The organism is Rahnella sp. P4_A8 (assembly GCF_056402435.1).
On the sequence record NZ_JBFUHK010000067.1, the window covers coordinates 1 to 18944 of the forward strand.

Consider the following 18944-nt stretch of genomic DNA (forward strand, 5'->3'; position numbering starts at 1 on the left):
CTGAAGGGAGATTATCTGCCTTATCAGCTGAGTTTTAGCGGTGCAGTGTCGGAGATATTACGGTTGTTAATCGGGCTGCCGTGGGCATCAGCGGGAGCCATCCCGGGTCATCTGAAGCATTTTTACAGCAACGCAGCGATGCTAAAACTGCCCTCGAGACGTGAGCGTGAATATGCGAGGGAAGTGAGAGAAAAAAGGTCGAAATATCCCTTAAAAAACAATGCCGGTCACCTTAAGTGACCGGCATTATCCCGCGGGAGGTTTTTTTATGTCTGCTGATCAGTGCTTAGCGTGCGGCAATGATCTTGATTTCAATTTTATATTTCGGATTCATCAGGTTAGCCTGAACCGTGCAGCGTACCGGTGCATTGCCCGGTGATACCCAGGCATCCCAGGCTTCATTCATCGCCGGGAAATCTTCTTTATTGACCAGAAACAGTGTGGCATCGAGAATTTTGCTCTTATCCGAGCCCGCTTCCGTCAGCGCAGCATCGATAATGGCCAGCGTTTCTGCGGTCTGGTCTTTTGCATTCGCGTCCAGATTTTCCGGCACTGCCGTGTAATAAATGGTGTTGTTATGGATAACAATGTCGGACATCCGTGGCTCAGGTCGGATACGCTCGATGGTCATATTATGGCTCCAGTTAGTCACTTTTTTATGATGCCGCTAAGGGTATCACAAAGGATGAATACGTTGGATTGGCAGATGGCGGTGGTAGTCGGGGCGAGGGATTGGCATAATCACTGCTGATCCGTACAGGTAGAGAGACAGAGTGACAGACGATTTCGCAACAGACGGCGCACTGGCGCAGAAAATTGAAGGTTTTAAACCCCGTGAACCTCAGCGTCTGATGGCGCAGGCTGTCAGCAAAGCCATCAGCGGTAAGCAAGGGCTGGTGGTGGAAGCCGGTACTGGTACCGGTAAAACCTACGCGTATCTGGCACCGGCATTGCGCTCCGGCAAAAAAGTCATTATCTCCACCGGTTCGAAAAACTTACAGGATCAGCTTTATTCCCGCGATTTGCCCAAAGTTGCCAGCGCGCTGAATTTCAAGGGCCGTCTGGCGCTGCTGAAAGGGCGCTCAAACTATTTATGTCTGGAACGTCTGGAGCAGCAATCGCTCTCCGGCGGCGATCTTGCCAGCCAGGCGCTCAGCGAACTGGCGCATCTGCGTCACTGGTCGAGCAGCACGGAAGAGGGCGATATCAGCACCTGCACCGTGGTACCTGAAGACAGCTTTGTCTGGCCGCTGGTGACCAGTACCAACGACAACTGTCTGGGGAGTGACTGCCCGCTTTACAAAGAATGCTTCGTGGTAAAAGCCCGCCGTAAGGCGATGGACGCCGATGTGGTGGTGGTGAACCATCATCTGTTTATGGCGGACATGGTGGTGAAGGAGAGCGGCTTTGGTGAGCTGATCCCCGAAGCTGACGTGATGATTTTCGACGAAGCCCATCAGATCCCTGACATCGCCAGCCAGTATTTTGGCCAGCAGGTCACCAGCCGCCAGCTGCTTGATATGGCAAAAGACATTACTATTGCTTACCGCACGGAAGTCCGTGACTCTGTGCAGTTGCAGAAAAGCGCTGACCGGCTTAGCCAGAGCACGATGGATTTCCGTCTGGCGCTCGGCGAGCCCGGTTTTCGCGGCAATCTTCGCGATGTTCTCAGTCAGCCCGCCATTCAGCGTGCCTTACTGTTGCTCGATGACGCGCTGGAACTTTGCTACGACGTGGTTAAATTGTCCCTCGGCCGTTCTGCGTTGCTGGATGCGGCTTTCGAGCGCGCCACGCTTTACCGCAACCGTCTCAAACGCCTGAAAGACGTGTCGATCCCCGGTTACAGTTACTGGTACGAATGTAATTCACGCCATTTCGTCCTGGCGCTGACTCCCTTGTCGGTGACCGACAAATTCAGCGAGATGATGAAAGAAAAACCGGGGGCGTGGATTTTCACCTCGGCAACGCTTTCGGTGAACGATCAGCTGCATCATTTTACTGAGCGTCTGGGGCTGGATGAGGCAGAAACGTTGCTGCTGCCGAGCCCGTTCGATTACGCCAAACAGGCGCTGTTGTGCGTTCCGCGCTTTCTGCCTGAATCAAATGTGCAGGGCAGTTCGAAACAGCTGGCGCGGATGTTGCGCCCGCTTATCGAAGCTAATAAAGGCCGCTGTTTTTTCCTGTGTACGTCTCACAAAATGATGCGTGAACTGGCGGAAGAATTCAGGGCCAGCCTGACGCTGCCGGTTTTGTTGCAGGGCGAAACCAGCAAGGGCCAGTTGCTGGCGCAGTTTGTCGAAGCCGGTAACGCATTACTGGTCGCCACCAGCAGTTTCTGGGAAGGGGTGGACGTGCGCGGTGACGCGCTGTCGTGCGTAATTATCGACAAACTGCCATTCACGTCGCCTGACGATCCATTGCTTAAAGCCCGTATTGAGGATTGCCGTCTGCGCGGCGGAGATCCGTTCAATGACGTACAATTACCGGATGCTGTCATTACGCTTAAACAGGGTGTCGGACGTTTGATCCGTGATACGGATGATCGCGGGGTGATGGTGATTTGCGATAACAGGCTGGTAATGCGTCCCTATGGTGAAGTTTTTCTCAACAGTTTGCCGCCGACGCCACGCACGCGAGATCTGACGCAAGCGATCCGCTTTTTACAAAACGCTGAAGAGCAGAATTAGCCCTTTGTTTATGCTAAGATGCCGCCCCGAAAAAGGTTCTTATACCCGTCATATTTCACGTTGCAGATGCGTTGACTGCGCGCGAGGTATTGAGGGTATAACTTATTAATTTCCCGCCTGAGGTTTGGCATGTCCACGCGAATTTTAGCAATTGATACGGCGACAGAAGCCTGTTCGGTTGCGCTTTACGATCAGGGCGAAACGCTCGCTCATTTTGAACTCTGCGCCCGCGAACATACGCAGCGCATTCTGCCGCTGGTGCAGCAGGTCCTCGCCGAAGCGGGGCTTTCCCTGAAACAACTCGACGCACTGGCCTTCGGCCGGGGACCGGGTAGTTTTACCGGTGTGCGCATCGGCATAGGTATCGCGCAAGGCTTATCGCTCGGCGCAGAACTGCCTTTGTTGCCCGTCTCCACCTTACTCACCATGGCGCAGGGTGCTTACCGCCAGACCGGCGCGGAACAGGTGCTGGCAGCCATTGATGCCCGCATGGGCGAAGTGTACTGGGGTGAATTTACCCGCAATACACAAGGTGTCTGGAGCGGTGAAAATACCGAGACGGTCATCAAACCTGAACAACTGCTGGCGCGTACCGTTGAGCGAAACGGGCGCTTTGCCACCGTGGGTACGGGCTGGGAAGCCTATCCGCATTTACTGGGTGAATCCCCGGTGGCGGATTTATTTGATGGAAAAATGTTACTGCCGCAGGCGGAAGATATGTTGCCGCTGGCGCTGCAGCTCTGGGAAAACGGTATTCGCGTTAATCCGGAAGATGCTGAACCGACTTACCTGCGTAATGAAGTTACGTGGAAAAAGCTGCCAGGCCGATAAGTCATGGCAACTTGTGCATCAAAAGACGGTCAAAATGAAGAGTTTGCACAGGAGTCATCGTAATGCGTAAGTGGTCTGTTGTTCAGCAGTTATCAGGTGTAACGGGTAAGAAAATGGTGCTGAGTGCTGTTGCACTCAGCGTGTTGGTATTATCAGGGTGTGTCACCGTGCCCGATGAAATTCGTGGGACCACGGCTACGCCGCAAATGAATTTACAGGCCGTGCAGGGCGCGCCGAATTTGTACGTCGGGCAGGAGTCGCGTTTTGGCGGCAAAGTGATTGCCGTAACCAACCTGCAAAACAAGACGCGTCTGGAAATCGCAACTGTTCCGCTGGATGAGGGCGCTCGCCCGATTTTAGGGGCAGCATCACGCGGACGCATCATGGCTTACATTAACGGTTTTGTGGATCCGGTGGATTACCGCAATCAGTTAGTGACCGTCGTCGGGCCAATTACCGGCGTGGAAAAGGGCACCATCGGCCAGACGTCTTATGATTTCGTTACCGTTAATGTCAACAGCTACAAACGCTGGCGGATACAGCAACAGGTCGTCATGCCTCCGCAACCTATCGGCCCGTGGGGCTATGGTTTTGGCGGGCCGTATGATTCCTGGGGGCGGGGGTTTGGGCCCGGTTGGGGTCCCGGCTGGTATAATACAGCACCGGCCCGGGTCGAAAGCGTCGTCACCGAATAGACCGCCGCCGCTGCGTGGAGCTCCGCCTTCTCATGGCGCGCTTCCCCCGGCAACAGTAAAACCGGCAGCGACGCATTCTGTTGTGCCGCTGCCCGGGAAATGACCTGAAGAGAAGCGTTGTTAAGGCGGCTTAATTGCCGCCTTTTTATTTTCTGCCATGGACGGTTGACAAAGTAAGGGCACAGAAAAAGTGACCCGCCTCTCAACCTCGACATTGTTTGAAACGCAACTGGTAAGCTGAGTTAAAATATTGTTAAAGACGTGATAAAACTCGTCGAATAGAGACGGCAACAGAACATGATTTCAGGAGTGATACCTTGGAAAAGGTTTGGCTAAAACGATATCCGGCAGATGTTCCTGAGAACATCGACCCTGACCGCTACAGTTCGCTGGTCGAGATGTTTGAAAATGCTACGTTGCGTTACGCTGACAATGCGGCATTTATCAACATGGGCGAGGTGATGACTTACCGCAAGCTCGAAGAGCGCAGCCGTGCTTTCGCCGCCTATTTGCAAAATGAGCTTGGGCTCAGGAAGGGCGACCGCGTTGCCCTGATGATGCCGAATCTGCTGCAATACCCGATTGCCCTGTTTGGCGTATTGCGCGCCGGCATGGTGGTAGTCAACGTCAATCCTCTGTATACGCCGCGTGAACTCGAGCATCAGCTCAACGACAGCGGTGCCAGTGCCATTGTGATTGTTTCAAACTTTGCACATACCCTGGAAAAAGTGGTGTACAAAACCCAGGTTAAGCATGTGATCCTGACCCGAATGGGCGATCAGCTTTCTGCGGCGAAGGGGACGCTGGTTAACTTTGTGGTGAAATATATCAAACGGCTGGTGCCTAAATACCACTTGCCGAACGCGATTTCCTTCCGCACCGCCTTACAGCGCGGACGTCGTCTGCAATACATCAAGCCCGATATCATTAATAATGATCTGGCGTTCCTGCAATATACCGGCGGAACGACGGGCGTGGCGAAAGGGGCGATGCTGACCCACCGCAACATGCAGGCGAATCTCGAGCAGGCGAAAGCGGCCTACGCGCCGTTGTTACAGCCGGGACATGAGCTGGTGGTAACCGCACTTCCGCTGTATCACATTTTCGCACTGACGGTGAATTGCCTGCTGTTCCTTGAACTGGGCGGTAAAAGCCTGCTCATCACCAATCCGCGCGACGTGCCGGGGATGGTCAAAGAACTCGGGAAATATCCTTTCACGGCTATCAGCGGCGTGAATACATTGTTCAATGCGTTGCTCAATAATGAAGATTTCCGTGAGCTTGACTTCTCCTCGTTGCGTCTTTCTGTCGGCGGCGGAATGTCGGTGCAGAAATCAGTGGCAGAGAAGTGGGAAAAACTGACCGGTAAACATCTGCTGGAGGGTTACGGACTGACAGAATGTTCACCGCTGGTGGCGGGTAACCCGTATGATTTGAAACATTACAGTGGCAGTATCGGTCTGCCAGTGCCATCCACGGAAGTCCGTCTCGTGGATGATAACGGCCAGGATGTCGGGCCTGGCCAGCCTGGCGAGCTGTGGGTTAAAGGCCCGCAGGTTATGCTGGGTTACTGGCAACGGCCTTCCGCCACCGATGAGGTGCTAAAAGATGGCTGGTTATCGACGGGCGATATCGTTACAGTGGACGAGCAGGGCTTCTTACGGATTGTTGACCGTAAAAAAGACATGATTCTGGTTTCCGGTTTCAACGTTTACCCTAACGAAATTGAAGAGGTGGTTTCACAGCATGACAAGGTACTCGAAGTTGCCGCCATTGGCGTGCCGGATGAGTCGTCGGGTGAAATCGTCAAAATTTGCGTGGTGAAGAAAGACCCATCACTGACCAGCGAAGAGCTTCTCGCACATTGTCGTCGGTTATTAACCGGTTACAAAGTACCGAAGATTGTCGAGTTCCGCGACGAGTTGCCGAAGTCAAATGTCGGTAAAATTCTCAGAAGGGAACTTCGTGATGAGCAGCTGAAACCGAAAGCCACTCCGAAGCAGGATGCGGCATAGCGGATTGCCTGTTCAGTCAGAAAGAGTCAGATTCTTAACGCCGGCGATGTCCGGCGTTATCACGTTATAACGCAGTAATGATTAAGAGAATGATGTTTTGAATTATGAGTTGATCACCACCAATGACGCGCTGGAGCAAGTTTGTCTTCAGGCCAAAGCGCACAGTAAAATTGCGCTGGATACCGAATTTGTCCGTACCCGCACGTATTATCCGCAACTGGGGCTCATACAGTTATTCGATGGCGAAAGGCTGACGCTGATCGACCCATTGCCAATCACCGCCTGGCAACCCTTCATTGATTTGCTGGTTGATCCTGATGTCATCAAATTCCTGCATGCCGGCAGCGAAGATCTGGAAGTTTTCCTGAATGCCTTTGGGGTGATGCCTTCGCCGCTGATTGATACGCAGATCCTCGCTGCTTTCAGCGGACGCCCGTTGTCCTGTGGTTTTGCACGTCTGGTGGCTGAAACCACCGGCGTTGAGCTGGATAAAAGCGAATCGCGCACTGACTGGATAGCCCGTCCCCTGAGCGAAAAGCAATGCGTCTATGCTGCGGCTGACGTGTGGTATCTGCTGCCGCTGGCCGATCAACTGATGCGTGAAACACAAGACGCAGGGTGGATGGATGCCGCGCTGGATGAATGCCTTGCTCTGTGCCGCCGCCGTAAGGAAGTGCTGCAACCGGAACTGGCTTATCTGGAAATCAGTAACGCTTTTCAGTTGCGTCCACGCCAGTTGGGATGCCTGAAGTTGTTAGCCGCGTGGCGCCTGAACCAGGCCCGTCAGCGTGATCTGGCCGTTAATTTTGTAGTACGTGAGGAAAACCTCTGGCAGGTGGCGCGCTATCAGCCAACGTCGCTGGGCGAGCTGGAAGCGCTTGGTCTGAGTGGCCCGGAGATTCGCTATCACGGGCGTACGTTGCTGGCGCTGGTGGAGGAATCGAATGCACTGGATGAAGCTGAACTGCCCGCACCGATTTTGAACCTGATTGATCAGCCGGGTTACCGCAAAGTCTTTAAGGATATTAAGGCACTTATTCAGACTGTCAGTGAAGAGAGTAAACTGAGCGTTGAAATGCTGGCATCACGTCGCCAGATTAATCAGTTACTGACCCATCACTGGAAGTTAAAAGATAAAGAATCACAACCTGAATTAATCAGTGGCTGGCGCGGGAAGTTGTTAGCTGAAAGACTGAATGAAATTTTGAGCAATTATTGATTCCTTCTTTTAAGAAGGAAAGTGAATATGCGTTAAAAAGAGCGGGCAATTGTCCCGCTCTTTTTATTTTATATTTCCCGATAACGCTTAATCCTAAAATAGCGGCAATCAGGCCAGTCTGGGGATATTAAATTCCAGCTAAAATGAGAGAAGTCTTAATCAAGAATTATCAGGAATAAGCACAAACAGACGGAAAAAGAACCTGTTTAATGGGGTTATATACAGTGGTTATTTCGGGGCGGGAAGAGAATAGCGGAAGGGAACGAGATAAAAAGCAGTAGCCCCCTGAAAAAACAGGGGGCGCTATGCTGAAAAAAACACCTGCGAACAAAGCAAACAGACTGCTGTCATTTAGGCGTTTCTTCCGATTCTGGCAGGGTGACGTTAAGTTCCAGTACGGAAATATCGTCACCTTTTTGCTCGAACTGAACCTGCAACATTTCTGGGTCAATCTTAATGTACTTACAGATGACCGCCAGAATGTCACGTTTCAGTTCAGGCAGATATGATGGTTCACTATCCCCTCGACGCCGTTCGGCTACGATGATCTGTAGCCGTTCCTTGGCTATATTGGCTGTCGATTTTTTGCGGGACAGAAAGAAATCTAACAATGCCATGGTTTATCCCCCAAAAAGGCGTTTCAGGAAACTCTTCTTCTCTTCCTCAATGAAACGGAATGCACGTTCTTCCCCAAGCAGACGGCTGACAGTATCGTCATACGCTTTCCCTGCATCGGATTCCTGATCCAGAATGACCGGCTCGCCCTGGTTGGACGCACGCAGTACAGACTGATCTTCCGGGATAACCCCGATCAGAGGAATACGCAGGATTTCCAGCACATCTTCCATGCTCAGCATGTCGCCACGGCTGACACGGCCCGGGTTGTAACGGGTAAGAAGCAGATGTTCTTTGATAGGCTCTAAGCCTTGTTCCGCACGGCGAGATTTTGAAGACAAAATGCCCAGGATGCGGTCGGAGTCACGAACGGAAGAGACTTCTGGGTTGGTGGTGATCACGGCTTCATCGGCGAAATACAACGCCATCAGTGCGCCGGTTTCGATGCCCGCAGGGGAATCGCACACCACGAAATCAAATTCCATTTCGGCTAAATCGTTCAGGATCTTCTCAACGCCTTCGCGGGTCAGTGCGTCTTTATCACGTGTTTGCGAAGCCGGAAGAATAAACAGGTTTTCGGTGCGTTTATCTTTGATAAGCGCCTGATTCAGCGTGGCATCACCCTGGATCACGTTAACGAAATCATAAACCACCCGGCGCTCACAGCCCATAATCAGGTCGAGATTACGCAGACCGATATCGAAATCGATAACTACAGTCTTTTTGCCTTTTTGAGCTAAACCGGTAGCAATGGCCGCGCTTGAAGTGGTCTTGCCAACGCCCCCTTTACCCGATGTAACAACTATGATGCGTGCCATGAATGGATTCCTTGTCAAAAGGGCTTAGTTTAAAGGTTGTATGGTTAACACATTATTTAACAGGCTGAGGCGCGCTGCCTGACCGAGATAATCGGCCGGGATTTGATCACTCAACCAGTATTGCCCTGCGATAGAGACTAGTTCAGCGCCTAACTGCGTGCAAAAAATCTGACAATTTGCATCGCCTGCGGCGCCAGCCAGCGCTCTGCCTCGCATCATGCCGTAGATGTGGATATTGCCATCGGCAATCAGTTCCGCACCTGCGCTGACACTGTTGGTCACGATGAGGTCGCTGTTACGGGCATAAATTTGTTGGCCGGATCTGACCGGAGTACTGACAATGCGGGTTTTAGCCGGTGCATTGTCGGGCACGACAGGAACCGGTGGTTCTGCGGCGATACGCTGTGCGCGGCCTTCACTCAGCAGCGGTAAACCGGTGCGGGAAAGTGCGCGTTTTTGCGCTTCATCTTTGCAACCACTGATGCCAACAATGCGAAAGCCTGCAGAAGCGACAGCCTGTTGAATGTCTTTCCAGTTTGCTTCACCGGTCAGTGAGGCAACGTTGATAACAACAGGGGCATTTTTCAAAAAGGCTGGAGCTTGCTCCACTTTTTCCTGTAATGCCTGGTAAATAACCTCAGGTTGTGAACTATGTAAATGAACAACCGATAAGGTAAAACTGCTGCCTTTTAGTTCTATTGGCGATTGTGACATCTATCCTGACTCAGTCTCAGCAACTCTAAATCCCCGGAATACCACTCGGGGGGCGATATTCCGATGTACGATAAGCATGTTATAGTTACAGTTATATCTAGGCAAGCCACCGTTTCAATAAAATAGAGTTAAAAAAATGCTTTGTGTGATCTATAGAAGTACTAAACGCGACCAGACTTATCTGTATGTCGAAAAAAAAGACGATTTTTCCCGTGTGCCTGAAGAATTACTCAAAGGTTTTGGCGTGCCTCAGTTCTCAATGATGCTAAACCTGGCAAACCGTGAAAAACTTGCCACAGCAGATATTGCTAAAGTGCGTCAGTCGCTGGAAGAGCAGGGTTATTATCTGCAGGTTCCACCGCCGGTAGAAAGTTTATTGAATATTCATCTGAACGACGCCAGTAAATAACGCATTCCTGACATTTGTCTCGGCACTCCTCGAACTTTCAGACGGCATGACTTGCATTCATCTTGGTCGTGCTCAAAGCTTATAGCGATGAATCACTTGCAGAAGTCAAAAGGAAGAAATTGATGAAATTGTCGGCACTGGCCGTGTTAACACCGCTGATCATCCTCAGTGGTTGTGCAGCACAGAAAGCTACCTCAGGGCAACCCTCTACACCATCCACTGCGGCAACACAGCCTGCTGCTGCCGCACCGGCAGCGCCTTCTGGCAAAACGTCTCTGGCTGAACAGGGGCGGGACCCCGCGGAATTCCCGGCTTATGTCGAACAACTCAAAGCACAGGCGCTCTCACAAGGGATCCGCCAGCAGACCATCGACAGCACCTTCGCCAACATTCATTTTGTTGACCGCGTGATCAATTCAGATCGCAATCAGCTCGAAAAGAAAATTACCCTCGACGATTATCTGACACGCGTTCTGCCTGAATGGAAGATTAAACAGGGGCAGGAACAGCTTCAGAGTAATTTGCCTGCGCTGACAAAAGCCAGCGAACGTTATGGGGTTCAGCCGCAGTACATTGTGGCGTTATGGGCGATGGAAAGCAGCTTCGGCAAAATTCAGGGTAAAGAGGATGTATTCTCTGCGCTGGCCACACTGGCCTTCGAAGGACGTCGTGAAGCCTTCTTCACCAAAGAATTTATGTCGGCGCTTAAAATTGTCGATTCCGGTAAAGCCACCAGCGACATGATGAAAGGTTCCTGGGCGGGTGCGATGGGGCAGTCGCAGTTTATGCCAAGTTCTTATCTGACTTACGGCGCTGACGGTAACGGCGACGGCAAGATAGACATCTGGGCAAACACCGATGATGTTTTTGCTTCCACGGCCAATTATTTGGCGAAAGAAGGCTGGAAAGGCGATCAGGGCTGGGGCCAGGAAGTGAAATTACCAGCTAACTTTGATGGCGCTCTGTCGGGGCTGAAAAATAACCAGATGCATCCGGCCAGCTACTGGCAGCAGCGCGGCGTGACGCAAGTTGACGGCAACCCGCTAATGTCGACAGCGACCCGTTCATGGATTATCACACCGGATGACACGCAGGGGCGCGCGTTCCTGGTTTACGATAACTTCCGTACGATCATGCACTGGAACCGTTCAACCTATTTCGCGCTGAGTATCGGCATGATGGCGGATGGTATTATGGGCTCGCAGTCACCGGTGGTTTCCGGCGATTTAGCACCGGCGACAACTCCGGCGCCTTCTGCACCGTTAGCGCCAGCACCGCATAATCCGTTCAGCGGCTGAAATTCCTAACTTCAAGGAGTAGCTGTATGTACCAACACAGAGACTGGCACGGCGCATTACTGGATTTTCCGGTCAACAAAGTCGTGTGTGTCGGCAGTAACTACGCCGATCATATTAAAGAGATGGGCGGGCAGAAAGCGGCGGAACCGGTGTTATTTATCAAGCCGGAAACCGCTTTGTGCGATTTCCGCCAACCCATCGTCATCCCGAAGGATCTCGGTGCGGTACATCATGAAGTCGAACTGGCGGTACTTATCGGCACACCACTGAAGCAGGCGACGGAAGATCGCGTCGCCAATGCTATCGCTGGTTACGGGCTGGCACTTGACCTGACGCTGCGGGATTTGCAGTCGACGTTCAAACAAGCCGGACAACCCTGGGAAAAAGCCAAAGGGTTTGACGGTTCCTGCCCGATGAGCGGATTTATTCCGGTAAGTGAATTTGGTGATGCACAACAGGCTGAACTGCGGTTAGAGATCAATGGAGAAGTGCGTCAGAGCGGGAATACCCGCGATATGCTGACGCCGCTTCTGCCACTGATTGCCTATATGAGCCGCTTCTTCACGCTGCGCGCGGGCGATATCATTCTGACCGGTACACCACACGGCGTCGGCCCGCTAAAAGCGGGTGATGAAATTGTGGCTACACTTAATGGTAAACAGGTAAGTTCCCGCGTGATCTGACGGCGTTTTTCCTCTCCGCCGGAACCCATTTCCGGCGGCTTTACTTGCATCTGCAGGCTAAAGCGTCTATATAAGCACCCTCATTTTCTTTATACCGGATGCACATTATGACTGAACCCGCTTTTTGGCAGCACAAAACGCTGTCTGAAATGACCGACGAAGAATGGGAAGCATTGTGCGACGGCTGCGGACAATGCTGCCTGCATAAGCTGATCGACGAAGACACCGATGAAATCTATTTCACCAACGTCGCCTGTAACCAGCTCAACATCAAGTCTTGCCAGTGTCGTAACTATGAACGTCGTTTCACGCTGGAAGAAGATTGCATTAAACTGACCCGCGAAAACCTGACAACCTTCGACTGGCTGCCGCCAACCTGCGCCTATCGCCTGATCGGCGAAGGACGCCCGCTGCTTCCCTGGCATCCGCTGCTGAACAAAGCATCGAAATCGGCCATGCATACAGCGCAGATCTCCGTACGCTACATCGCCGTGCGCGAAGACGACGTTGAAGACTGGCAGGATCACATCCTGAATAAGCCAAGCTGGGCCAGATAACCGATTTTGCCCGCAATCAGAAAACAAAAAGCCCCGGCAATCATTGCCGGGGCTTTTTATTACGAATTTTTACACTAAATCTCAGAGTCGGGTCTGACACCGTTCATGGCGCTGAGTGCTTCGGCATCCAGTTCAGGATCTTCTTTATCAATCAGTCGGGTCAGTTCAATGAGTGCCTGGAATTGCTCGAACAAAATCTTAGCGTCTGATTTAAGCATCTCATCAGCAGAGTCCAGCACTGAGTTGATGGCTTTGTTCACGCTTTCGATAATTTCCTGGGGGCCGCCATTTTTGCCGACAGTTAAAAATATAGCACTCAGCAAAAGGGACTGAGCCTCAACCTGTGCGGTAAGTTGCTTGGAATCCGCTTCCATGTGGGAGATTTTTGCGACCATACTTAAGATGATATTTTTCATTCATTGCCCCTTCAGACAAAGAGTATCTATTGCTTCTTATTTCTACGCCAGGTTATGAAAACTTCATAATCATATTTGGTAAAACTCGGTGGATTGTCGCAGTTGCTGAGAGCCTCAGGCATCTGGATGGTTTTTCCCTTCTTCGATAAAGTCTTCATTAATCTCATCGGTATTGTTCTGATGATCCCGGCCGGAAAGAATGTTCCAGCAGGCGATGAATAACGCGGCAATCAGCGGGCCAATCACGAAGCCATTGATGCCATATACTTCCATACCGCCAAGTGTGGTGACCAGGATAAGATAATCCGGCATTTTGGTGTCTTTGCCGACCAGCAGCGGACGTAACACGTTATCCACGATGCCGATGACCACCACGAAGAAGGCCACAATAAAGATCCCCTGCCACAGCATCCCGGAGGCGAAGAAATAAATCGCCGCAGGCACCCAGATAATGGCTGAACCCACTGCCGGAATGATCGACAGGAACGCCATCAGAGCACCCCAAAGCAGGCTTCCGTCCAGACCGGCGATGTAAAACGCAATACCGCCCAGCGCGCCCTGTACAACCGCCACCACAACGGTGCCTTTTACTGTCGCGCGAGAAACTGCTGCAAACTTCATAAACAGATGATGCTTTACATACCGTGACAACGGCAGGGTGGCGAGTGTCAGATTGACCAGGTAAGCGCCATCCTTGATCAGGAAGAACAGGATATACAGCATGATGCCGAAACCCACGACAAAGCCGAATGTGCTCTTACCTATTACGAAAACGCTGCCGGCCAGATACTGACTACCTTGCAGTGCCACATCAGAAAGTTTTTTCTGAATCTCAGCGGTGCTGTCGAGATCATGGTCTGACAGGAAGTGCCGTGCCCATCGTGGTAAATGATGGATGAAATCCGCCAGGATCACGGGCAGCTGTGTCTGATTTCCCTGCAGTTTGGTATAAACCGCATTGAATTCAAGTGCCAGCGACGAGGTTATAATCGCCAGAGGGGTGAAGACAATCAGACAAATTATCAAAACGGTCAGCAGAGAGACCACACCGTTGCGATCACCGACAACCTGTTTCAGCCGATTTTTTAACGGATTGAAGATGACGGCGAGAATAATGGCCCATAGTACGGAAGAGTAGTAAGGCCTTAATACATCGAAGAAAGCCAAAGTTACGATAAAAAGAATTGCGATGAAAAAGCCTTTTGAAAATCCTTTAATGAACATTTTTGTTCCTCTGATAAATCTTTTAGCCCTCGTAGCATAGAATGCATTGACGAATTTACAAACGTAGGTCTTTTTTTGTGCAGTGTGTTGTGTGCAGAAGGGGGAAGGGGGAAATCTTACCTCTGATCAAAAGCAACGCCGGGATTAATGGAACTCCGCCATTGCACCCGCGTTAATACCTGTCATTCCATTTCCGTTAAACGTCACTGTCGATTTCTATCCCTGATGTTTAAATTTTATTTAAACAGACCGTATAACACGAAACCAGCGACGACCCAGAAGGCGACGCAGGCTCCTACACAAATGATCCAAATGGCCCAGACGGGAAGATTTTTCATTGCACGTTCCAATAATGGTAATAAAAAGCACAGAGGCAGAAAGCCCGTGTTGACCGGGCGCTGCAGATAATACATCACGTCTGTTTTGGAAAACATCTTCTCCTCCACAGACATAAAAAAAGCGCCATCAGAGGCGCTTTTCCGTGTCAGCAAGGACTGAATTAACGACCAAATAAATCGCGACGTTTTGGTTTAACGAACTGAGCCAGTAGCACCAGAACAGCAATCACCATAAACACGCTGAAAATCACGACCAGCCACTGTGGCATGCCCAGTGACAGGAATTCCCACTGTTTTTCTGCACAATCACCGCTGGCGATAAACATCCACGGGAACCATTTGTCCAGTGGCAACCAGGTTGGGAAACGCGCGGCAAAATCACAGGTGGCGAACGGAGAAGGGTGCAACTGAATCATGGTGTGTTCCCATGACAGGCGGATACCTTCGTAAGCACTGTAGAGCCAGATGAGGATCCCGGCATAGCGTAACCATGTGGAAGGTGCGATAGCACCGACGAGGCCAGCCAGCAGAATACCCATCAGAGCACAACGTTCATAAATACACATGACACAGGGCTTAAGTAACATCACGTGTTGGAAATACAATGCAACCAGCTCAAGTGCCAGTGCAGTCAGAGCCATCAGAAGCCATGCACCGCGACCTTGTGAACAGCGGTTAAGATATTGCAACATAGAAAATTTTTCCCTGCAGTTAGCTACTGACACGCAGTGTAAACCAATTGCTTGCTGCTGCCAGCCTGTCCGAATCAATATTCGGTAAATAATTAATATAAATCGGACAATTCGACTTTAAATTCTGTAATTTCCTGAGTGAAGGTGCTTACAGGAGATTACTGACTCAATCTTTCCTTCATCAATGCACCGGCATGATCTCAGTTACCGGGGGCAAACTCAGCCATCCCATGTCGCTGTACCACTGGGTCATATCGGGCAACAGATACTGAACACACAACAGGCCGACGAGTGTCATGACCACAGTGTACGGCAATGCCATCCAGACCATCCTTCCGTAAGAAAGCCTGATCAGCGGTGCAAGGGCAGAAGTCAGCAGGAACAGGAAGGCTGCCTGACCATTGGGTGTCGCCACTGAAGGCAGGTTGGTGCCGGTATTAATGGCCACGGCCAGCATCTCAAATTGTTTCAGATCGATAATGCCATTTTCCAGCGCCGATTTGGCTTCATTGATGTAGACCGTACCGACGAAAACGTTATCTGAAACCGATGAGAGCAAACCGTTGAACAGGTAAAAGAGTGAAAGCTGGTTGGACGGTGCAGCCTGAAGCACAAAATGAATGATCGGGCTGAACAGATGCTGTTCGACGATCACGGCAACAATGGCAAAAAATACCGTCAGCAGGGCAGTGAACGGCAGTGAATCCTGGAATGCCTTGCCGATGGCATGTTCATCCGTCACGCCACATAACGCGGTTGCAAAGATAATCACCGTCAGGCCGATCAGGCCAACCTCAGCGAGATGGAATGCCAGCGCAACAATCAGCCACACACCAATCACCGCCTGCACAGCCAGTTTTATACGCTCCTGCTTCGTGTTGTTCTCGCTGTTCTTTTGATCAAACTTTTTAAGCACTTCATACACCGGATGTGGCAGTTGCGCACCATAACCAAACCAGCGGAAGCGTTCTACCAGCGCACATACAATAAATCCGCAGAAAAAGACCGGCACGCTGACCGGTGACATGCGGATCAGAAAATCGATGAATTGCCAGCCTGCGCTTTTCGCGATGATCAGGTTTTGCGGTTCGCCGACCATCGTCATCACGCCACCCAGCGCGGTACCGACACCGGCGTGCATCATCAGGCTGCGTAAAAATGCGCGGAATTGTTCAAGCACAGCCTGATGCTGCTGATTGCCGGTAAAAGAGCTGTCGTCATTGACCTCAGTATTTTCATTCTGATTTGAAGCAACGTTGTGATAAATGGAATAAAAGCCCACTGAAACGCTGATCACCACGGCAATAACGGTCAGTGCGTCCAGGAATGCGGAAAGAAAGGCGGCAGCAAAACAAAACGCCAGTGAAAGGRCAATTTTATTGCGCAGATTCAACAACAATTTGGTGAACACGGTTAACAGCAACTGCTTCATGAAATAGATGCCAGCGACCATGAAAATCAGCAGCAAGATGACTTCCAGATTAGCAGACACTTCTTCGCGGATCCGTCCTGCGCTGGTCATGCCGATCATGACGGCTTCGATGGCGAGCAATCCACCCGGCTGAAGCGGGTAGCATTTAAGCGCCATACCTAATGTGAAAATGAACTCAATCACCAGCAACCAGCCCGCGATAAAGGGACTGATGAGGAAGAAAATCAGCGGGTTAACAATCAGAAAAACCAGAATTGCTATTTTGTACCAGTTTGGTGACTGGCCAAGAAAATTCTTTATGAATGCGCGGCTGTAGGTTGTTTCCATATTGCCCAAAGGTCCTTTATATATATTTTATTAATGTTTCAAAAAGATAGGTAAGTTTAATCGTCTGACTGGATTTTTCAATAATAAAGGGCGATGCAATAAATCCATGAAAAATGTGAAATTCTGTCAGCCCACCCACAGTTTCAACATTACTTCCGTCGGGACGCTATAACAGGGCATTTTCATCTGGTATGATGAGATGAACTATATCCCTAATAAAAGCCCCACACGGAACGACAAACACATGGTTATTAAGGCACAAAGTCCTGCCGGTTTTGCCGAAGAGTATATCATCGAAAGTATCTGGAATAGCCGCTTCCCTCCGGGTTCAATTTTGCCTGCTGAAAGAGAGCTTTCAGAACTCATTGGTGTAACCCGAACCACATTGCGTGAAGTGTTACAGCGGCTTGCCCGCGATGGATGGTTAACCATTCAGCACGGTAAACCGACGAAAGTGAATAATTTCTGGGAAACATCCGGCCTGAATATTCTTGAAACGCTGGCGCGTCTGGATCATGACAGCGTACCGCAGCTGATTGATAATTTGCTGTCTGTGCGTACCAACATCGCGACGATCTTTATCCGCAAGGCGATGCGTACCAACCCGGAAGAAACCCAACAGGTTCTCGCGAAAGCGACTCAGGTTGAAGATCATGCCGAAGCCTTTACGGCGCTCGATTACGGCATTTTCCGTGGTCTGGCATTCGCCTCTGGCAACCCGATTTATGGTTTGATCATCAACGGACTGCGTGGTCTTTATACGCGCGTCGGACGCTATTACTTCTCCAATCCTGAAGCGCGCAAACTGGCGATCACTTTCTATAAAAAGTTGTCTGATATCTGCCACGAGAAAAGCTATGAGCAGATTGTGGATTGTGTGCGTAATTATGGCCGTCAGAGCGGTGAAATCTGGCACAGCATGCAGGGTGCTATGCCGGGTGACCTGGCCGAACAAAAACATCGTTAATTCCCTATATCCTTCAAACAGTCTCATCGTTGGCTGCCTCGATATAATTTGAAGGATTTAGGGAGCCAGTAATAATCAAAGGGCGCTTAGCGCCCTTTTTTAATGCCTGAAAATGGAAATTTTACAGCGGTGTCGGACGTGGCGGGCAACGTTCGAGTAACTCGACGCTGCCGTCTTCATTGAGTTGCTCGATAAAGACATCGAAGCCCCACAGGCGGTGGACGTGTTTCATCACTTCACGGCGGCTTTTATCAAGCGGTGCCCGGTCCTGCGGAATGTAGCGTAATGTCAGCGAGCGGTCTCCGCGCAAATCCACATTCCAGACCTGAATATTCGGTTCGTGATTACTCAGATTATACTGCGCCGACAACTCCTGACGAATTGCACGGTAGCCTTCCTCATTGTGGATCGCGGCGATTTCCAGATAATTATTGTGATCGTCATCGAGCACCGTAAACAGACGGAAATCACGCATCACTTTCGGTGACAGGAACTGGCTGATGAAGCTCTCGTCTTTAAAGTCACGCATCGCAAAATGCAGCGTGTCGAGCCAGTCTGAACCGGCGATATCCGGGAACCAGTAACGGTCTTCCTCCGTCGGCTCCTGACAGATACGCTTGATATCCTGCATCATCGCGAAACCCAGAGCATACGGGTTGATACCACTGTAATACGGGCTGTTATAAGGCGGCTGATACACCACATTCGTGTGACTGTGCAGGAACTCCAGGATGAAACGGTCGGAGACTTTTCCTTCGTCATACAGATGATTCAGGATGGTGTAATGCCAGAATGTCGCCCAGCCTTCGTTCATGACCTGAGTTTGTTTCTGCGGATAAAAATACTGGCTGATTTTACGCACAATGCGCAAAATTTCTCTCTGCCAGGATTCCAGCAGAGGTGCATTTTTTTCCATAAAATACAACAGGTTTTCCTGCGGTTCCGGCGGGAAACGTCGCGCCTGTTCCGGTGCGTCTACACTGTCTTTGCGTGGCAGCGTTTTCCAC

Annotated in this window: 20 protein-coding genes and 1 pseudogene; 11 read left to right on the forward strand and 10 right to left on the reverse strand. The window is 50.8% G+C overall.

Translation table 11 applies throughout. From position 1 onward, the window contains the following. A pseudogene (locus AC1DUO_RS20800) lies at window positions 1–240 on the forward strand (IS4 family transposase); the annotation flags it as partial. Between the two features lie 46 nt (window positions 241–286). Here the strand turns inward: AC1DUO_RS20800 and AC1DUO_RS20805 are convergent. Then, the gene (locus tag AC1DUO_RS20805) at window positions 287–631 is read right to left on the reverse strand and encodes a RidA family protein (protein WP_013575317.1); all 345 of its coding nucleotides are present in this window, start codon (window positions 629–631) and stop codon (window positions 287–289) included. A 142-nt stretch (window positions 632–773) separates the two neighbouring features. Here AC1DUO_RS20805 and AC1DUO_RS20810 point away from each other — a divergent pair, with 142 nt between their 5' ends. The 5 genes from AC1DUO_RS20810 to rnd all read left to right on the forward strand — a co-directional run bounded on the left by AC1DUO_RS20810 (window position 774) and on the right by rnd (window position 7447). Continuing rightward, a complete protein-coding gene (locus tag AC1DUO_RS20810; protein ID WP_037034682.1) occupies window positions 774–2687 on the forward strand; it encodes a DNA repair helicase YoaA in 1914 nt (637 codons plus the stop codon). A 129-nt stretch (window positions 2688–2816) separates the two neighbouring features. Then, window positions 2817–3518: a tRNA (adenosine(37)-N6)-threonylcarbamoyltransferase complex dimerization subunit type 1 TsaB gene (gene tsaB / locus AC1DUO_RS20815; RefSeq protein ID WP_477988563.1), complete on the forward strand. Its 702-nt coding sequence runs from the start codon at window positions 2817–2819 to the stop codon at window positions 3516–3518. A gap of 62 nt (window positions 3519–3580) precedes the next feature. Beyond that, window positions 3581–4213: a Slp family lipoprotein gene (locus AC1DUO_RS20820; protein ID WP_112198062.1), complete on the forward strand. Its 633-nt coding sequence runs from the start codon at window positions 3581–3583 to the stop codon at window positions 4211–4213. A 317-nt stretch (window positions 4214–4530) separates the two neighbouring features. After that, a complete protein-coding gene (gene fadD / locus AC1DUO_RS20825; protein ID WP_013575321.1) occupies window positions 4531–6228 on the forward strand; it encodes a long-chain-fatty-acid--CoA ligase FadD in 1698 nt (565 codons plus the stop codon). A 97-nt stretch (window positions 6229–6325) separates the two neighbouring features. Continuing rightward, a complete protein-coding gene (gene rnd / locus AC1DUO_RS20830) occupies window positions 6326–7447 on the forward strand; it encodes a ribonuclease D (RefSeq protein WP_013575322.1) in 1122 nt (373 codons plus the stop codon). Window positions 7448–7794: 347 nt separating this feature from the next. Here rnd and minE read toward each other — a convergent pair whose 3' ends face one another. Genes minE through minC form a run of 3 tightly spaced genes read right to left on the reverse strand, consistent with a single transcriptional unit; the run spans window position 7795 to window position 9594 of the window. Continuing rightward, window positions 7795–8064: a cell division topological specificity factor MinE gene (gene minE / locus AC1DUO_RS20835; protein ID WP_013575323.1), complete on the reverse strand. Its 270-nt coding sequence runs from the start codon at window positions 8062–8064 to the stop codon at window positions 7795–7797. A 3-nt stretch (window positions 8065–8067) separates the two neighbouring features. Then, window positions 8068–8880: a septum site-determining protein MinD gene (gene minD / locus AC1DUO_RS20840; RefSeq protein WP_013575324.1), complete on the reverse strand. Its 813-nt coding sequence runs from the start codon at window positions 8878–8880 to the stop codon at window positions 8068–8070. Between the two features lie 24 nt (window positions 8881–8904). Then, complete coding sequence (gene minC / locus AC1DUO_RS20845) at window positions 8905–9594, reverse strand: septum site-determining protein MinC (RefSeq protein ID WP_013575325.1); 690 nt, start codon at window positions 9592–9594, stop codon at window positions 8905–8907. Window positions 9595–9730: 136 nt separating this feature from the next. On the opposite strand from minC, the gene AC1DUO_RS20850 reads away from it, so the two are divergent. The 4 genes from AC1DUO_RS20850 to AC1DUO_RS20865 all read left to right on the forward strand — a co-directional run bounded on the left by AC1DUO_RS20850 (window position 9731) and on the right by AC1DUO_RS20865 (window position 12541). Next, window positions 9731–10003, forward strand: coding sequence for a YcgL domain-containing protein (locus AC1DUO_RS20850; RefSeq protein ID WP_013575326.1), 273 nt, complete (start codon window positions 9731–9733; stop codon window positions 10001–10003). A gap of 122 nt (window positions 10004–10125) precedes the next feature. Beyond that, window positions 10126–11301 (forward strand): lytic murein transglycosylase, encoded by a 1176-nt coding sequence (locus AC1DUO_RS20855; protein WP_013575327.1) that lies wholly within the window; start codon window positions 10126–10128, stop codon window positions 11299–11301. Window positions 11302–11327: 26 nt separating this feature from the next. Then, window positions 11328–11984, forward strand: a complete 657-nt coding sequence (locus AC1DUO_RS20860) for a fumarylacetoacetate hydrolase family protein (RefSeq protein WP_013575328.1) — start codon at window positions 11328–11330, stop codon at window positions 11982–11984. Between the two features lie 107 nt (window positions 11985–12091). Next, complete coding sequence (locus AC1DUO_RS20865) at window positions 12092–12541, forward strand: YcgN family cysteine cluster protein (protein WP_013575329.1); 450 nt, start codon at window positions 12092–12094, stop codon at window positions 12539–12541. A gap of 74 nt (window positions 12542–12615) precedes the next feature. Here the strand turns inward: AC1DUO_RS20865 and iraP are convergent, their stop codons facing one another. From iraP to nhaB, 5 genes are all read right to left on the reverse strand, one after another. Beyond that, window positions 12616–12957 carry an anti-adapter protein IraP gene (gene iraP / locus AC1DUO_RS20870; protein ID WP_013575330.1) on the reverse strand — a complete coding sequence of 114 codons (342 nt, stop codon included), beginning with the start codon at window positions 12955–12957 and terminating at the stop codon, window positions 12616–12618. Between the two features lie 114 nt (window positions 12958–13071). Next, window positions 13072–14181: an AI-2E family transporter gene (locus tag AC1DUO_RS20875; RefSeq protein ID WP_013575331.1), complete on the reverse strand. Its 1110-nt coding sequence runs from the start codon at window positions 14179–14181 to the stop codon at window positions 13072–13074. A gap of 236 nt (window positions 14182–14417) precedes the next feature. Further along, window positions 14418–14615: a hypothetical protein gene (locus tag AC1DUO_RS20880; RefSeq protein WP_013575332.1), complete on the reverse strand. Its 198-nt coding sequence runs from the start codon at window positions 14613–14615 to the stop codon at window positions 14418–14420. 65 nt (window positions 14616–14680) lie between these two features. Beyond that, window positions 14681–15211 carry a disulfide bond formation protein DsbB gene (dsbB, locus tag AC1DUO_RS20885; protein ID WP_153376620.1) on the reverse strand — a complete coding sequence of 177 codons (531 nt, stop codon included), beginning with the start codon at window positions 15209–15211 and terminating at the stop codon, window positions 14681–14683. A 181-nt stretch (window positions 15212–15392) separates the two neighbouring features. Next, on the reverse strand, window positions 15393–16970 hold the full coding sequence (gene nhaB, locus AC1DUO_RS20890) for a sodium/proton antiporter NhaB (RefSeq protein WP_477988570.1): 1578 nt from the start codon (window positions 16968–16970) through the stop codon (window positions 15393–15395). A 244-nt stretch (window positions 16971–17214) separates the two neighbouring features. On the opposite strand from nhaB, the gene fadR reads away from it, so the two are divergent. Further along, on the forward strand, window positions 17215–17937 hold the full coding sequence (gene fadR / locus AC1DUO_RS20895; protein WP_013575335.1) for a fatty acid metabolism transcriptional regulator FadR: 723 nt from the start codon (window positions 17215–17217) through the stop codon (window positions 17935–17937). Window positions 17938–18058: 121 nt separating this feature from the next. On the opposite strand, the gene AC1DUO_RS20900 is transcribed toward fadR, so the two are convergent. Continuing rightward, window positions 18059–18944: SpoVR family protein (locus tag AC1DUO_RS20900; protein WP_477988573.1), on the reverse strand; the 886-nt coding region annotated here is incomplete at its 5' end.

Excerpts from the sequence above, each read along its gene's own strand:
- AC1DUO_RS20805 (WP_013575317.1), bottom strand. The coding sequence starts at position 631 with ATGACCATCGAGCGTATCCGACCTGAGCCACGGATGTCCGACATTGTT.
- AC1DUO_RS20880 (WP_013575332.1), bottom strand. The coding sequence starts at position 14,615 with ATGTTTTCCAAAACAGACGTGATGTATTATCTGCAGCGCCCGGTCAAC.
- tsaB (WP_477988563.1), top strand. The coding sequence starts at position 2,817 with ATGTCCACGCGAATTTTAGCAATTGATACGGCGACAGAAGCCTGTTCG.
- minC (WP_013575325.1), bottom strand. The coding sequence starts at position 9,594 with ATGTCACAATCGCCAATAGAACTAAAAGGCAGCAGTTTTACCTTATCG.
- dsbB (WP_153376620.1), bottom strand. The coding sequence starts at position 15,211 with ATGTTGCAATATCTTAACCGCTGTTCACAAGGTCGCGGTGCATGGCTT.
- AC1DUO_RS20865 (WP_013575329.1), top strand. The coding sequence starts at position 12,092 with ATGACTGAACCCGCTTTTTGGCAGCACAAAACGCTGTCTGAAATGACC.
- AC1DUO_RS20860 (WP_013575328.1), top strand. The coding sequence starts at position 11,328 with ATGTACCAACACAGAGACTGGCACGGCGCATTACTGGATTTTCCGGTC.
- minE (WP_013575323.1), bottom strand. The coding sequence starts at position 8,064 with ATGGCATTGTTAGATTTCTTTCTGTCCCGCAAAAAATCGACAGCCAAT.
- AC1DUO_RS20875 (WP_013575331.1), bottom strand. The coding sequence starts at position 14,181 with ATGTTCATTAAAGGATTTTCAAAAGGCTTTTTCATCGCAATTCTTTTT.
- minD (WP_013575324.1), bottom strand. The coding sequence starts at position 8,880 with ATGGCACGCATCATAGTTGTTACATCGGGTAAAGGGGGCGTTGGCAAG.
- AC1DUO_RS20855 (WP_013575327.1), top strand. The coding sequence starts at position 10,126 with ATGAAATTGTCGGCACTGGCCGTGTTAACACCGCTGATCATCCTCAGT.
- AC1DUO_RS20850 (WP_013575326.1), top strand. The coding sequence starts at position 9,731 with ATGCTTTGTGTGATCTATAGAAGTACTAAACGCGACCAGACTTATCTG.
- iraP (WP_013575330.1), bottom strand. The coding sequence starts at position 12,957 with ATGAAAAATATCATCTTAAGTATGGTCGCAAAAATCTCCCACATGGAA.
- fadR (WP_013575335.1), top strand. The coding sequence starts at position 17,215 with ATGGTTATTAAGGCACAAAGTCCTGCCGGTTTTGCCGAAGAGTATATC.
- AC1DUO_RS20820 (WP_112198062.1), top strand. The coding sequence starts at position 3,581 with ATGCGTAAGTGGTCTGTTGTTCAGCAGTTATCAGGTGTAACGGGTAAG.